Below are 14398 nucleotides of genomic sequence, written 5' to 3'. Positions count from 1 at the left end.
CCACAACCAAAGCTGCAATCGCACGGGGTCAAAATAATTGGCATTGACAATGTGCACGCTGTTGAGTTCTCAAGGACCAGACGCACCCCCCACTCGACTCCACGAAGGAGCTCCGCCAGAGGGGCATTGTGTTCTTGGTACCACCGGCATCGCGTCGGACCGAGGTCCTGTGGCTCATCCCGAGGGAGAGGGCCGGTGGAGTAGTCATCCTAAGCGTCGAAGCGATCGAGCACAAGGCTTGATCTGAACTTCGGTGGAGGATGGTCCCGCTTGAGGCCGGCAGGCTCTGGGCTCTCGCTCCAGCCGCTCCGCCGCACCTTTGGGGTGACGAGTAAGAACTCTACGCAGCGCTGGGCGGGAGCGCCAACCGCGCCCCACTCCCGGGCGTGTCGCACTGTGCAACTCCTCCGGACGCAGCGGTGCCCGGTCTCCGTCGGGAGACCGGGCACCGGGTGCACCGAGGGTGGATCGATCAGCCGAGCGTGACGCCCGCCAGGGTCTTCTTGCCGCGTCGGAGCACCACGACTCCGCCGGGCAGCGCGAGGCTCGCGAGCTGCGCGGTCGCGTCGTCGGCGCGGACGTTGTTCACGTACACGCCTCCCTGGTCGACCGCCCGGCGCGCTTCGCCGAGCGACTTCACGAGTCCGGTGTCGACGAGGGCGCGAGCGACGTCGGCCTCGCCCGGCAGCGACACCGTGCCGGGGAGCTCGGCGACCGCGGCACGCAGCGTCGCCTCGTCGAGCGCGGCCAGGTCGCCGTTGCCGAACAGCGCCGCCGAGGCGTCGATCGTCGCCCGGGTCGCCGCCGCTCCGTGCACCAGCGACGTGACCTCGAACGCCAGGGTCCGCTGGGCCTCGCGCCGGAACGGCTCGTCGGCGACCGCCTGCTCGAGTCGACCGATCTCCGCACGATCGAGGAACGTGAACTCGCGCAGCCGGGCGACCACGTCGGCGTCCGCCGTGTTGAGCCAGAACTGGTAGAAGGCGTACGGCGAGGTCATCTCGGCGTCGAGCCAGATCGCGTTGCCCTCGCTCTTGCCGAACTTCGTGCCGTCCGAGTTCGTGATGAGCGGGGTGCCGAGCGCGTGCACGGACACCCCCTCGGTGCGACGGATCAGGTCGGTGCCGGAGGTCAGGTTGCCCCATTGGTCCGAACCGCCGGTCTGCAGCGTGCAGCCGTACTGCCGGTAGAGCTCGCGGTAGTCCAGTCCCTGCAGGATCTGGTAGCTGAACTCGGTGTAGCTGATGCCCGCGTCGGAGTTCAGGCGTGCGGCGACGGCGTCCTTCTTCAGCATGGCGTTCACGCGGAAGTACTTGCCGATGTCGCGCAGGAAGTCGATCGCGGACAGCGGTGCCGTCCAGTCGAGGTTGTTGACGAGCCGCACGCCGTTCTCGCCGTCGGGGCTGAGGAACCGGGACACCTGCGCCTGCAGTCGGCTCACCCACTCGGCGACCGTCTCCGGGGTGTTCAGCGTGCGTTCCGCGGTGGGACGCGGGTCGCCGATCAGGCCGGTCGACCCACCGACGAGCGCCAGCGGCCGGTGCCCGGCGAGCTGCAGCCGGCGCATGGTGAGCAGCTGCAGCAGGTTGCCGCAGTGCAGCGAGGGTGCGGTCGGGTCGAAACCGCAGTAGTACGTGACGGTCCCGCCGTCGAGGGCCTCCTGGAGTGCCGTCTCGTCGGTGGAGACGTGCACCAGACCGCGCCAGCGCAGTTCGTCCCACACCGAGGCGAAGGTGGGGTCGTTCTGCTGGCGTGTCAGGACATCGGGATCGGTTGCGCTGGACACCCGACCATCGTAGCCACCGGGCGACGGCCGGGAGGATCGGCGCGGCCCCGTCAGTCGACCGCGCGCCGGTGCCGTCGGTACGGCGACACCGTCGGCTCACCGGTGCGCCAGGAGCGCCACGGGAAGGACGCGCCGCCGGCGACACCGGCGACGCCGGTGCGCGGTCCGCGCGAGATCCGCCGGACCGGAGCCGTCCCCGCGGGGCCGGCCACCGTCTCGGCGAGCAGCTCCGCGACCACGTCCGCCGGGTCGGCGGAGGCGAGCCGCGCCTCCAGACCGGGTGCGAGCACGAGCCGGAACGGTCCCGAGCCGTCGAGGAGCGACGTGCCGTCGTCCTCGCCGAGCACGGCACCGAGAGCCTGCCCGAGGTTGCCCGGACCGCGGGCCAGGGCGACGTCGGCGACCGACGGACCGCGGCGAGCCCGGGCGACCTCGATGCCGTCGACGACCTCGGCGGCGCGCAGGAGCGAGCCGGACGACGTGCCCTCCGGGCCGCTCACCACGTTCACGCAGGTGTGGATGCCGTACGAGCGGTACGCGTAGAGCGTGCCCGGCGGCCCGAAGAGGTGCCGGTTGCGCGGTGTCGGGCCGCGATGGCCGTGCGACCCTGGGTCGGTCGGGCCCCAGTAGGCCTCGACCTCGGTGATGCGCAGTGTCACACCACGCCCGGTGATCGTCGCGCCGAGCAGCGCCGGCGCGCACACCGGAGCCGGCTCGGCCAGGAGCGCGAGGAGCGCGTCGCTCATCGGGTGAAGGGCGCGCCCTCGGTCAGGTCGTGGACGCGACGGGTCAGGGCGGCGAGCTGCTCGGCGACGCGCTCCGGCGCCGTCCCGCCGACACCGGCGCGCGACGCGACGCTGCCCTCGATGGTCAGGACGCCGCGCACCTCGGGCGTGAGGTGCTCGGACACGGCGCGGTACTCGTCGTCGCCGGGCTCGTCGAGCTCGATCCCGCGCTCCTCGCAGTACCGGACCAGCGCCCCCGAGATCTCGTGCGCGTCGCGGAAGGGCACGCCCTGCCGGACCAGCCACTCCGCGACGTCGGTCGCGAGCGAGAAGCCCTGCGGCGCGAGCTCGGCCATCCGCTCCGTGTCGAAGGCGAGCGTCGCGACCATGCCGGTGAAGGCCGGCAGCAGCACCTCGAGCTGGGCGACCGAGTCGAAGACCGGCTCCTTGTCCTCCTGCAGGTCGCGGTTGTACGCGAGCGGCAGGCCCTTCAGGGTCGTGAGGAGGCCGGTGAGGTTGCCGACGAGCCGACCCGACTTGCCGCGCGCGAGCTCGGCGATGTCGGGGTTCTTCTTCTGCGGCATGATGCTCGACCCGGTCGAGAAGGCGTCGTGCAGCCGGACGAAACCGAACTCCTTGGTGTTCCAGAGGATGATCTCCTCGGCCAGACGGGACACGTCGATGCCCACCTGTGCGAGGACGAACGCGAACTCGGCGACGACGTCGCGGGCTGCCGTGGCGTCGATCGAGTTGTCGGCGGGGCGGGCGAAGCCGAGTTCGTGCGCGATCGCCGTCGGGTCGAGACCGAGCGAGCTGCCCGCGAGGGCGCCGGCCCCGTACGGGCTGACACTCGCACGGTCGGCCCAGTCGCGGAGCCGCTCGAGATCCCGGACGAGCGGCCACGCGTGCGCGAGCAGGTGGTGGGCGAGGAGCACCGGCTGGGCGTGCTGCAGGTGCGTGCGGCCGGGCATGATCGCCGCCGGGTGCTCGCTCGCCTGCTGCGAGATCGCGTCGACGAGGTCGATGACGAGGCGCCCGATCCGCCGGCCGTGGTCGAGCATGTGCATGCGGCCCAGGGTCGCGATCTGGTCGTTGCGGCTCCGGCCGGCGCGGAGCTTGCCGCCGAGTTCCGGGCCGAGGTCGGCGATGAGCAGGCGCTCGAGGGCACCGTGGACGTCCTCGTCGCCGTCGTCCGGCTGCAGGGAACCGTCGGCGTGGGCGGTCTCGAGGCGGTCGAGGCCGGCGGTCATGCGCTCGAGCTCGTCCTCGGTCAGGTAGCCGGCGGTGTGCAGGGCACGGGCGTGGGCGCGGGACCCGGCGATGTCGTAGGGGGCCAGCTGCCAGTCGAAGTGCGTCGACCGGGACAGCGCGGCGAGTTCGGCGCTGGGGCCGTCGGCGAAGCGGCCACCCCAGAGGGCGCCCGTGTTCGTGGCGTCGGTCTTGCTGGGCTGCGTCGCGTCGGTCATGTCGTCCTGCCTGGGGGTACGGGTCGGTCGTGCTCGGTTCGTGGGCGGTGCTTCGGGGGGTGGTACTGCGTGGTGCTGGTGGGGGCGGTGCTGCGTGGTGCCGGTGGGGCGTCAGTTCGCGCGGTCGCGCCGCGTGGCCGTCCGCGTCGGTCGGGCCCGGGCGCTCGCGAACGACACGCTCCCGGTGGCCGGTGCCCCGGCCAGCTCGAAGTCGAAGAGGCTCTGCTCCGACCGGCGCCCGGTGACACTCGCGACCCCGCCGTGCAACCGGAGCCGGACGTCACCGGAGACGTGCCGCTGCGTCTCCTCGATGAAGGCGTCGAGCGCGCGGCGGAGTCCGCTCGCCCAGCGACCCTCGTCGACCAGCTCCGCCCACTCGCGGTCCACGCCCTGCTTGCAGCGCAGGACCTCGCGTTCGAGGGTGATCCGTTCGAGGTCCTGGTGCGCGGCCACGAGCGCCGTCGCACCCGGTGTCTCCGCCACACGTCGGGCCTTGCGGCCGTCGAGCAGGTCGACGACCAGGTCGTGCCGACCGACCCCGTGACGGCCGGCGAGGGCGTCGAGCTCGCGCAGCAGCCGGAGGACCGGGAAGCGCTGCCCGTCGAGGGCGACCGGGACGCCGTGCTCGAAGGTCACGGTGACCTCGTCGGGCTCGGTGTCCGGCTGCGCGGAGACCTCCGCCGTGCGCGCCCAGTCCGCACGGTCGACCGCGGCCCACGGGTCCTCGAGGTCCGGCTCGGTGACGAGACGGCCCCACACGTCGTGCTCGGTACCGCCGGCCGGCACGACGGCCGTCGGCACCGGGAGGACCCGGAGGTCGGGATCGTGCCCGGCGATCGTGGTCGTGAGGGCGACCTCGTCCGGGGCGCTCGTGAGGTGCGCGACGGCGACCGCGCCGAGCTGCCGGGCCGTGCGGACCAGGTGGTCGGCGACGATCGGCAGCCGCAGCGCCGGGACGAGCGGGCGACCCGGGCCGCCGGCGTTCGCCCGGACCGCCGCGACGACGTACCGGTCGGCGTACTCGGTCTTCGCGTCGACCACCACGGCGTCCACCGCACCGGCGGCCCGCATCCGGTCCCGCACGGCGTCGACCTCGCGGGACCGACCGCCGAGGTCGACCACCAGGGCCAGGACCTCGTGGTCGACGGCGAAGTGCTCGACGGCTGCCGCCGGGTCCACCCCGGCGGAGCAGGCGACGACGATGCGATCGGTCACGGGACTCCAGTCGAGCGGGGTCAGGCGGCCGGGCTGCCGGTCGCGTTCGCGGCCAGGAGCCAGGCGAGCAGGGCCTTCTGCGCGTGCAGCCGGTTCTCCGCCTCGTCCCAGATGATGCTGCGCGGCCCGTCGATGACCTCGGCGGTCACCTCGAACCCGCGGTCCGCCGGCAGGCAGTGCAGGAACACGGCGTCGTCGGCGGCGTGCCCCATCAGCTCGTCGTCCACCCGGTAGCCCGCGAAGGTGTCGAGTCGGGACTGCTTCTCGTCCTCCTTGCCCATCGACACCCACGTGTCGGTGACCACGACGTCGGCGCCGGCGACGGCCGCCACCGGGTCGGTGACGACCAGGACGGAGCCACCGGTCTCGCCCGCACGACGCTCGGCGTCGGCGACGACCGCGGCGTCCGGGCTGAACGCCGCCGGAGCGGCGACGCGGACGTGCATGCCCGCGGTCGCTCCCGCGAGCAGGTACGACTGCGCCATGTTGCTCGCGCCGTCGCCGATGAACGCGACGGTCTGCCCGGCGAGCGAGCCGCGGTGCTCGCGGATCGTGAGCAGGTCGGCGAGGAGCTGGCACGGGTGGAAGTCGTCCGACAGGGCGTTGACGACCGGGACGCGGGTGCCCGCCGCCATCTCCTCGAGTCCGGACTGGGCGTAGGTGCGCCAGACGATCGCCGACACCATGCGCTCGAGCACGCGGGCGGTGTCCGACGGGGTCTCCTTGCCGCCGAGCTGGCTGTTCGCCGTCGTGATCACGAGCGGGCTGCCGCCGAGGTCGGAGATCCCGACGTGGAAGGACACCCGGGTGCGGGTGGACGACTTGTCGAAGATCACCGCGACGGTCTGCGGCCCGGCGAGGGGCTTCTCGCCCCAGCGGTCACCCTTCATCTGGGCGGCGAGGTCGAGGATCGCGGACTGCTCGGCCTGGGTCAGGTCGTCGTCACGGAGGAAGTGGCGGGTCATGCGGAGGTCTCCTGCTCGGCGGCGACGGCCGCGAGGCTCTGGCCGAGGATCGACACGAACTCGTCGATCTCGGCGTCGGACACGATGAGCGGCGGCGCGATGCGCAGGCTCGACTCGTTCGGGGCGTTGATGATGAGGCCGCGCTCGAGGGCGGCGGCGTTGACGGCGGGGCCGACGGGCGCTGTCAGGCCGACGCCGACGAGCAGGCCCGTGCCCCGGACCTCCTGCACCAGCGGCGAACCGAGGGCCGCGATGCCGGCACGGATGCGCTCGCCCTTGGTGACCGCGCCGGCCACCAGGTCGGCGCGCTCGATCTCCTCGAGCACCGCGTTCGCGACGCGGGTGCCGAGCGGGTTGCCGCCGAAGGTCGAGCCGTGCTGGCCGGCCGAGAACAGCTCGGACGCCCAGCCGAAGGTCACGAGGGCGCCGATCGGGAACCCACCGGCGATGCCCTTCGCGATCGTGACGGCGTCCGGCGTGAACCCGTGGCCCTGGAAGGTGAACCAGTTGCCGGTGCGGCCGACCCCGGTCTGGATCTCGTCGAGGATGAACAGCGCGCCGTGCTCCTCGGTCAGGCGACGCGCGGCCTGCAAGAAGCCCTCGGGCAGGTCGACCACGCCGGCCTCGCCCTTGATCGGCTCGAGGATGAGCGCGGCGACGGTGTCGTCGACGGCCGCCTCGAGCGCCTCGACCGTCGAGTCGATGTGCTCGACGCCGGCGATCATCGGCAGGAAGTCCTCCTGCAGCGCGGGCTTGCCGGTGAGCGCGAGCGCACCCATCGTCCGGCCGTGGAAGCCCTGCTTCAGCGCGAGGATCCGGGTCTTGCGACCGTCCGCACCCTTGTTCAGCCGCGCGAGCTTGAACGCGGCCTCGTTCGCCTCGGCACCGGAGTTGCCGAAGTACACGCGGCCGGCGTCCCCCGCACCGGTGATGCGCTTGAGGCGCTCGGCGAGCTCGAGCTGCGGCGGCGTCGCGAAGTAGTTCGAGACGTGCACGAGCTTCGCCGCCTGGTCGGCGACGGCCTCGACGAGGGCCGGGTGGGCGTGGCCGAGGGAGTTCACCGCGATGCCGGCCAGGAAGTCGAGGTACTCGTTGCCGTCGACGTCCCACACGCGGCAGCCCTGACCGTGGTCGAGCATGATCTTCGGCGGGGTCAGGGATCGCATGAGCGACGCCCCGAACCGGTCGTTCCAGGTCTGGGTGTGCGTCTCGGTGCTCACTGCTCGTTCCCCTTCTGCGTCGTGGCGGTGTCGGTGACGGTGGTGTCGGTGACGGCGGCGTCGGTCGCCGCGTGTCGGCCCGGGTCCGCTGCGGACTCGGGCACCCGTCGGCCGACCTCGGCGTGGGTGTTCTGGTTCTCGGTGCGACGGCTCGGGTCCGGGATCACCTCGGTGCCCGCACCGCGCAGGGTGAAGACCTCGAGCAGGATCGAGTGCGGGATCCGCCCGTCGATGATCGTCGCGCCGCCGACCCCGCCGACCACGGCGTCGAGGCACGCGGTCATCTTCGGGATCATCCCCGACTCGAGGCTCGGCAGCAGCGCCCGGAGCTCGTCGACCGCGATCAGGTCGATGATCGAGTCGCGGTCCGGCCAGTTGCGGTAGAGGCCGGGGACGTCCGTCAGCATCATGAGCTTGGCGGCACCGAGCGCGATGGCCAGCGCACCGGCCGCGGCATCGGCGTTGACGTTCAGCGCCTGGTCCGGGTGGGCGTCGTCGATCGCGATGCTCGACACGATCGGGATGCGTCCGGCCTCGATCGCCGCGAGGACGTCGGACGGGTCGACGTGCGTGATGTCACCGACGTGGCCGAGGTCGAAGTACTCGCCGTCGACGACGACGCCCTTCTTCTCACCGGTGAACAGCGAGCCGCCGTCGCCGGAGACGCCGACGGCCAGACCGTCACCGTGCTCGTTGACGAGGTCGACGATCTCGCGGTTGACCTCGCCGGCGAGCACGTCGCGGACGACCGTGATCGCCTCGGTCGTCGTCACGCGGTAGCCACCGCGGAACTCGGACGCGATGCCCTGTTCCTTCAGCGCCGCCGAGATCTGCGGCCCACCGCCGTGCACCACGACCGGGTGGAGTCCCGCGTAGCGCAGGTAGACCATGTCCTCGGCGAACGCCCGCTTCAGGTCGTCGTTCACCATGGCGTTGCCGCCGAACTTCACGACGACGGTCTTGCCCGAGAACCGCTTCAGCCACGGCAGGGACTCGATGAGCGTCGCGGCCTTGACGGCGGCGAGCTCGTGCTCTTCTTCCTTGGTCAGGTCGTCGCTCATCAGCTGGAGTACGCGCTGTTCTCGTGGACGTATTCGTGCGTCAGGTCGTTCGTCAGGATCGTCGCCGCGTGCACGCCGACCCCGAGCTCGATCAGGACGTGGGTGTCGCGCGGCGTCAGGTCGACCTCGTCGATCGGCCGGTCCGGGGCACCGGCGTGGCAGACGCGGACGCCGTTCATGCTGACGTCGACCGCGTACGGGTCGAACTCGGCGTCGGTGGTCCCGATCGCCGCCAGCACGCGGCCCCAGTTCGGGTCGTTGCCGAAGACCGCGGCCTTGAACAGGTTGTTCCGGGCGACGCTGCGCCCGACCGTGACGGCCTCGTCCTCGGACACCGCGCCGGTGACCTCGATCGTGATGTCGTGGCTCGCGCCCTCGGCGTCCTGCTGGAGCTGCCGGGCGAGGTCCGCGCACACCGCGGTCAGTGCCTCCTGGAAGTCGCCGACCTCGGGGGTCACCCCGCTCGCACCGGAGGACAGCAGCACGACGGTGTCGTTGGTCGACATGCAGCCGTCCGAGTCGACGCGGTCGAAGGTCACGCGGGTCGCCGCGCGGAGCGCCTGGTCGAGCTGCTCCGCGGTCTGCACGGCGTCGGTCGTGATGACGACGAGCATCGTCGCGAGCCCGGGGGCCAGCATGCCGGCGCCCTTGGCCATGCCGCCGACCGTCCAGCCGTCCTCGGTCACGACGGACTGCTTCGGCGTCGTGTCCGTGGTCATGATCGCGACCGCAGCGTCGGGGCCGCCGTCGGCCGCCAGCGCGGCGCTGGCCAGGTCGACACCGCGCAGCACGCCGTCACGGAACGTCTGGTCACCGCGGCCGATCAGGCCCGTCGAGCAGACGACGACGTCGCCGGCACCGATGCCGAGCGCGGCACCCACCGCCTCCGCCGTCATGTGCGTGGTCTGGAAGCCGAAGGGTCCGGTGAAGCAGTTCGCGCCGCCGGAGTTGAGCACCACGGCCCGGGCGACACCGTCGCCGACGACCTGGCGCGACCAGATCACCGGGTGCGCCTGGGCGCGGTTGCTGGTGAACACGGCGGCCGCGGTCGCGTCGGGGCCGTCGTTCACCACGAGGGCGACGTCGGGCTTCCCGCTCGTCTTGAGTCCGGCGGTGACGCCGGCCGCGCGGAAGCCCGCAGCGGCGGTCACGCCCTGGAGGCCCGTGTCGGGCTGGTCCGTCGAGGTCTCGTCGGTCACGGTGCGACTCCGTCCACGCTGAGGCCGAGGGTCTCGGGGAAGCCCAGGGCGATGTTGGCCGACTGCACGGCCGCGCCGGCGGTGCCCTTGGCCAGGTTGTCGAGGGCGCTCACGGCGACCACCCGGCCCGCGGCCTCGTCCACGGCGATGCCGACGAGCGCGGTGTTCGCGCCGACGGTGTCCGCGGTGCGGGGGAACTCGCCCTCCGGGAGCAGGTGCACGAAGGGCTCGTCGGCGTAGGCCTGTTCCCAGGCGATCCGGACGTCGCGCGCGCTGACCCCGGGCGAGAGCCTGGCGGTCGTCGTCGCGAGGATGCCGCGCGACATCGGCACGAGCACGGGCGTGAACGAGATCCGGACGTCACCGGCCCCCGCTGCCACGAGGTTCTGCTGGATCTCCGGGATGTGCCGGTGGGTGCCGCCGACCGCGTAGGCGCTCGCGGAGCCCATGATCTCCGAGGCGAGGTAGGTCGTCGCGAGCTTCTTGCCGGCTCCGCTCGGCCCGACGCTCAGCACCGCGACGAGGTCGTCCGTCTCGACGAGCCCGGCCTGGACACCCGGCTGGATCCCGAGCGTCACCGCCGTGACGTTGCAGCCCGGCACCGCGATCCGCTTCGTCGCCGCGAGCTCGGTGCGCTGCCGCCCGAGGCCCGCGATGTCGTCGACGTCCCGCCACTCCTCCGCCGTCCCGGGCGCCGGCGCGGCGTGCAGCAGCTCCGGCAGGCCGTAGGTCCACGCGCCGTGGTGCTCGCCGCCGTAGAACGCGTCCCACGCAGCCGGGTCCGTGAGCCGGTGGTCCGCGCCGCAGTCGACGACGAGGGTGTCCTCGTCGAGCTCGGCGGTGATCGCCCCGGACTGCCCGTGCGGCAGCGCGAGGAACACCACGTCGTGTCCGCGCAGGTTCGCCGCCGTCGTCTCGACCAGCGTCAGGTGTGCCAGCGACCGCAGGTGCGGCTGCGTCGCGATGAGCGGCTGCCCCGCGTTCGAGAAGGCCGTCACCGTCCTGACGTCGAACTCTGGGTGGGCGGCGAGCACGCGCAGGAGCTCTCCGCCCGCGTAGCCGGAGGCTCCCGCCACGGCGACGGATACGGACATGGGTTCCACCTTTGGTCGGACTGGTCGTCGAGAGAGTCGGAGGCGGCGGCCCCGGGCGGTGCTGATCCGGTGGATCAGTCGCGCAGGGTCGCCCCGAATCGCTCGCCGGCACGTCGGACGGCGCCGTCACGGGCCTCGGAGGCCTCGGCAGCGGTCAGCGTGCGGTCCGTGGCGCGGAAGCGCAGCGCGAACGTCAGGGACTTCTGTCCCTCGTCCACGCCCGTGCCCCGGTAGTCGTCCACGAGCCGAGCATACTCCAGCAGCTCTCCGGCGCCAGAGCGGACGACGTCCAGCACGTCACCCGCCGGGACGTCGACCGCGACCACGAGGGAGAGGTCCTGCGTCGCCGCCGGGTAGGACACGATCGGCGCCACCGACACGAGCTCCGGTGCCGCGGCGACCAGGGCGTCGAGGTCGAGCTCGACGACGGCGACGACGCGCGGCAGCACCGCGGCCTCGGTGAGGACGGGCAGCAGCTCACCGGCGACACCGACGACGGTGTCACCGACGAGCAGCGCGGCCGCACGCCCCGGGTGCAGGGACGGGTGGCTCGTCTGTGCGACCCGGAGCTCCACACCGACCGCCCAGGCGACGGCCCGGGCGACGTCGAGCGCGTCCGCGATGCCGTAGGGCTCCGGCTGCACGCCGGGCTGCTTCACGACACGGTTGCCGGTCAGCAACGCCGAGACGTGGAACGGCTGCGGCGGGAGCGACGCGTCGAGCACACCGAGGGTGTCGGGGTCGGGCCGCTCGGCGCCGGCGGGCACGGCGTCGGTGCCGAGCTGCACGTCCGTCGTCGGCAGGAACACGCGCGAGGTCTCGTACAGGGCGACGTCGACGAGGCCGCGGGACACGTTGCGGCGGGCGGCGTCGACGAGCGCGGGGAGCCCGCTGCGACGGAGCAGCGACTGCTCGCTGTCCAGCGCGTTCGCGAGCACGACGCTCGGACCACCGTCGCCGTCGATGCCCGGGTAGGCGTCCTGCGTGGTCTGCGAGACGAACGGAGCGGTGACGACCTCGACGAGGCCGTCCGCTGCGAGGGCGGCGGACACGCGCCGACGGGCCTGCTGGTGCCGGGTCAGACCGCGTCCGGGCGGGGCGATCGGCAGCACGCTCGGGATGCGGTCGTAGCCGACGATGCGGGCCACTTCCTCGACCAGGGTGGTGTCGTCGGTCAGGTCCGGTCGCCAGGACGGCGGCGTGACGACGAGCACCTCGCCGTCGACGTCCACCGTCGCACCGATGGCGCGCAGCGTGTCGATGACCTCGGCGTCGGTGTACTCGACACCGACGAGGTCGGCAGGCCGCGACGCCCGCATCGTGATCGTCGGGCGGGGCTCGGCGTCGACGAGCGTGGAGCCGAGGGTGTCCGCCGTGCCGCCCGCGAGCTCGACGAGGAGCTCGACGGCACGGTTCGCAGCGGCCTCGGCCACGAGCGGGTCGACCCCGCGTTCGAAGCGCTTCGAGGCCTCGCTCGGCAGCTTGTGCCGGCGGGCCGTCCGGGCGATCGATACCTGGTCGAAGCCGGCGGCCTCGATCAGCACGTCGGTCGTCGTGTCCGAGATCTCGGTGCGTGCACCGCCCATCACACCGGCGAGGCCGACGGGGCCGTCGTCGTCGGTGATGACGAGGTCCTCGGGGTCGAGCGCGCGGGTCGTGTCGTCGAGGGTGACGAGGGTCTCCCCCACCGCCGCGCGACGCACGCCGAGGCCACCGCGGACCTTCGCCAGGTCGTAGCCGTGCAGGGGCTGGCCGAGCTCGAACATGACGTAGTTCGTGATGTCGACGGGCAGCGAGATCGAGCGGACGCCGGCCAGCGCCAGGCGGGAGACCATCCACGCCGGGGTCGCCCGGGTCGGGTCGATGCCACGGACGACGCGGGTGACGAAGGTGTGCGCGCCGACACGGCCGCGGACCGGGGCCTGGTCGTCGATCGTGACGCGGAACCCCTCGCCCGAGCGGGGCGTCACGCGCGCCGCCGGGTCGCGGAAGCCGGCACCGGTGGCGTGCGCGTACTCGCGGGCGACGCCGCGCATGCTCATCACGTACCCGCGGTCCGGCGTCACGTTGATCTCGACCGCGGCGTCGTCGAGGCCGAGCAGCGCGATCGCGTCGGCCCCGACCTCGGGGTCCATGCCGAGGTCGGCGAAGCGCAGGATGCCGTCGTGCTCGTCGCCGAGGCCGAGCTCACGGGCCGAGGCGATCATGCCGTCGGACACGTGGCCGTACGTCTTGCGCGCGGCGATCGGGAACGGCCCGGGCAGCACGGCGCCGGGCAGCGTCACGACGACGAGGTCGCCCACGTCGAAGTTGTGCGCACCGCAGACGATGCCGCGGGGCTCGGACTCGCCCACGTCGACCTGGCACCAGTTGATCGTCTTGCCGTTCTTCTGCGGCTCGGGCTCGCGCTCGAGCACGCGGCCGACGACGATCGGGCCGGTGAGGTCGTAGGTGTGGACGTCCTCTTCCTCGAAGCCCACCGACACGAGGGCCGCGTGGACGTGCTCGAGGGAGACGTCGTCGGGCAGGTCGACGGACTCGCCGAGCCAACGGAGTGGGACGCGCATCAGACCACCGTTCCGAACTGCTGCGAGAAGCGGATGTCGCCCTCGAGGAAGTCACGCATGTCGTTCAGGCCGTTGCGGAACTGCAGGGTCCGCTCGATGCCCATCCCGAACGCGAAGCCCTGGTACTCGTCCGGGTCGATGCCGGCCGCACGCAGGACGTTGGGGTTCACCATGCCGCAGCCGCCCCACTCGACCCACCGCGCGCCGCCCTTGGCGTTCGGCTGCCAGACGTCCATCTCGGCGCTGGGCTCGGTGAACGGGAAGTAGTTCGGACGCAGGCGGATCTGCGCCCCGGCGCCGAAGACCTGGCGCGCGAAGTGCTCGAGCGTGCCGCGGAGGTGCGCCATCGTCAGGCCCTTGTCGATCGCGATGCCCTCGACCTGGGTGAAGACCGGCAGGTGCGTGGCGTCGAGCTCGTCCGCGCGGTACACGCGTCCCGGGGCGATCACGTAGAGCGGCAGCTCCCGGGACAGCAGGGAGCGCACCTGCACCGGGGAGGTGTGCGTGCGCATGACCAGGTGCCGGTCGACCGGCTCGACGAAGATCGTGTCGGCCATCGCCCGTGCGGGGTGGTCCGGGTCGAAGTTCAGCGCGTCGAAGTTGAACCACTCGTGCTCGAGCTCGGGGCCCTCCGCCACCTCCCACCCCATGCCGACGAAGATGTCGGCGACGGTTTCGTTGAGGACCGAGAGCGGGTGGCGGGAGCCCGGTGCCCGGCGGACCGGCAGGGCGGTGACGTCGACGCGCTCGGACTCGAGCCGGGCGCGTTCCTCGGCCTCGGCGAGGACGGACTCCTGCTCGGCGACCGCCGCGTTGACCCGGCCGCGTGCCTGGCCGACGAGCTTGCCGGCCTCGGCCTTCTGCTCCTTCGGCACGCTGCGCATCGACGCGTTCATCCGCGCGAGCGTCGACTGCTCGCCGGTGTGCTCCGCCCTGGCCTGCTTCAGCTCGGCCACGGTCGTCGTCGCGCGGACCGCGGCGAGGGCCCGGTCGACCGCGTCGGCGACGGCCGCTTCGCTGATCTCGAGGTGTTCTGACACGAGGCCCAAGCCTACCGGCCCCCGGGATACCGCCGTCCTGCACTGGACGGACGGTGCCGG

Annotated in this window: 10 protein-coding genes and 1 pseudogene; all 11 read right to left on the bottom strand. The window is 72.5% G+C overall.

Annotated elements, in window-relative coordinates; all coding sequences use genetic code 11:
• Positions 1 to 472: 472 nt before the first annotated feature.
• Positions 473 to 1786 (bottom strand): tyrosine--tRNA ligase, encoded by a 1314-nt coding sequence (gene tyrS / locus ACIP6W_RS15040; RefSeq protein WP_209685498.1) that lies wholly within the window; start codon positions 1784 to 1786, stop codon positions 473 to 475.
• Positions 1787 to 1836: 50 nt separating this feature from the next.
• The gene (locus tag ACIP6W_RS15035; RefSeq protein WP_271826070.1) at positions 1837 to 2532 is read right to left on the bottom strand and encodes a DNA-3-methyladenine glycosylase; all 696 of its coding nucleotides are present in this window, start codon (positions 2530 to 2532) and stop codon (positions 1837 to 1839) included.
• Positions 2529 to 3977: an argininosuccinate lyase gene (argH, locus tag ACIP6W_RS15030; RefSeq protein WP_271826071.1), complete on the bottom strand. Its 1449-nt coding sequence runs from the start codon at positions 3975 to 3977 to the stop codon at positions 2529 to 2531. Before argH ends, ACIP6W_RS15035 begins: the two co-directional genes overlap by 4 nt.
• 111 nt (positions 3978 to 4088) lie before the next feature.
• Complete coding sequence (locus ACIP6W_RS15025; protein ID WP_400430236.1) at positions 4089 to 5192, bottom strand: argininosuccinate synthase domain-containing protein; 1104 nt, start codon at positions 5190 to 5192, stop codon at positions 4089 to 4091.
• Between the two features lie 20 nt (positions 5193 to 5212).
• Entirely contained in the window at positions 5213 to 6157 is a 945-nt protein-coding gene (gene argF, locus ACIP6W_RS15020) for an ornithine carbamoyltransferase (protein ID WP_400430234.1), read from the bottom strand.
• Entirely contained in the window at positions 6154 to 7377 is a 1224-nt protein-coding gene (locus ACIP6W_RS15015; RefSeq protein WP_066656412.1) for an acetylornithine transaminase, read from the bottom strand. The genes argF and ACIP6W_RS15015 overlap by 4 nt, the downstream gene beginning before the upstream one ends.
• A gap of 158 nt (positions 7378 to 7535) precedes the next feature.
• Positions 7536 to 8438, bottom strand: a pseudogene (gene argB, locus ACIP6W_RS15010) (acetylglutamate kinase); the annotation flags it as partial.
• Positions 8438 to 9637 (bottom strand): bifunctional glutamate N-acetyltransferase/amino-acid acetyltransferase ArgJ, encoded by a 1200-nt coding sequence (gene argJ / locus ACIP6W_RS15005; protein ID WP_400430232.1) that lies wholly within the window; start codon positions 9635 to 9637, stop codon positions 8438 to 8440. The pseudogene argB and the gene argJ, both read right to left, overlap by 1 nt.
• Positions 9634 to 10731 carry an N-acetyl-gamma-glutamyl-phosphate reductase gene (locus ACIP6W_RS15000; protein WP_400430230.1) on the bottom strand — a complete coding sequence of 366 codons (1098 nt, stop codon included), beginning with the start codon at positions 10729 to 10731 and terminating at the stop codon, positions 9634 to 9636. The genes argJ and ACIP6W_RS15000 overlap by 4 nt, the downstream gene beginning before the upstream one ends.
• Before the next feature lie 74 nt (positions 10732 to 10805).
• The gene (gene pheT, locus ACIP6W_RS14995) at positions 10806 to 13298 is read right to left on the bottom strand and encodes a phenylalanine--tRNA ligase subunit beta (protein WP_400430228.1); all 2493 of its coding nucleotides are present in this window, start codon (positions 13296 to 13298) and stop codon (positions 10806 to 10808) included.
• Positions 13298 to 14338, bottom strand: coding sequence for a phenylalanine--tRNA ligase subunit alpha (gene pheS, locus ACIP6W_RS14990; RefSeq protein ID WP_311206330.1), 1041 nt, complete (start codon positions 14336 to 14338; stop codon positions 13298 to 13300). Before pheS ends, pheT begins: the two co-directional genes overlap by 1 nt.
• Positions 14339 to 14398: the final 60 nt, after the last annotated feature.

Origin of the sequence: Curtobacterium sp. NPDC088465 (assembly GCF_044753165.1) — a bacterium.
GTDB lineage: Bacteria > Actinomycetota > Actinomycetes > Actinomycetales > Microbacteriaceae > Curtobacterium.
The sequence above is the reverse complement of the archived record's forward strand: the minus strand, read 5'-3'. Positions and strand labels throughout refer to the sequence as shown.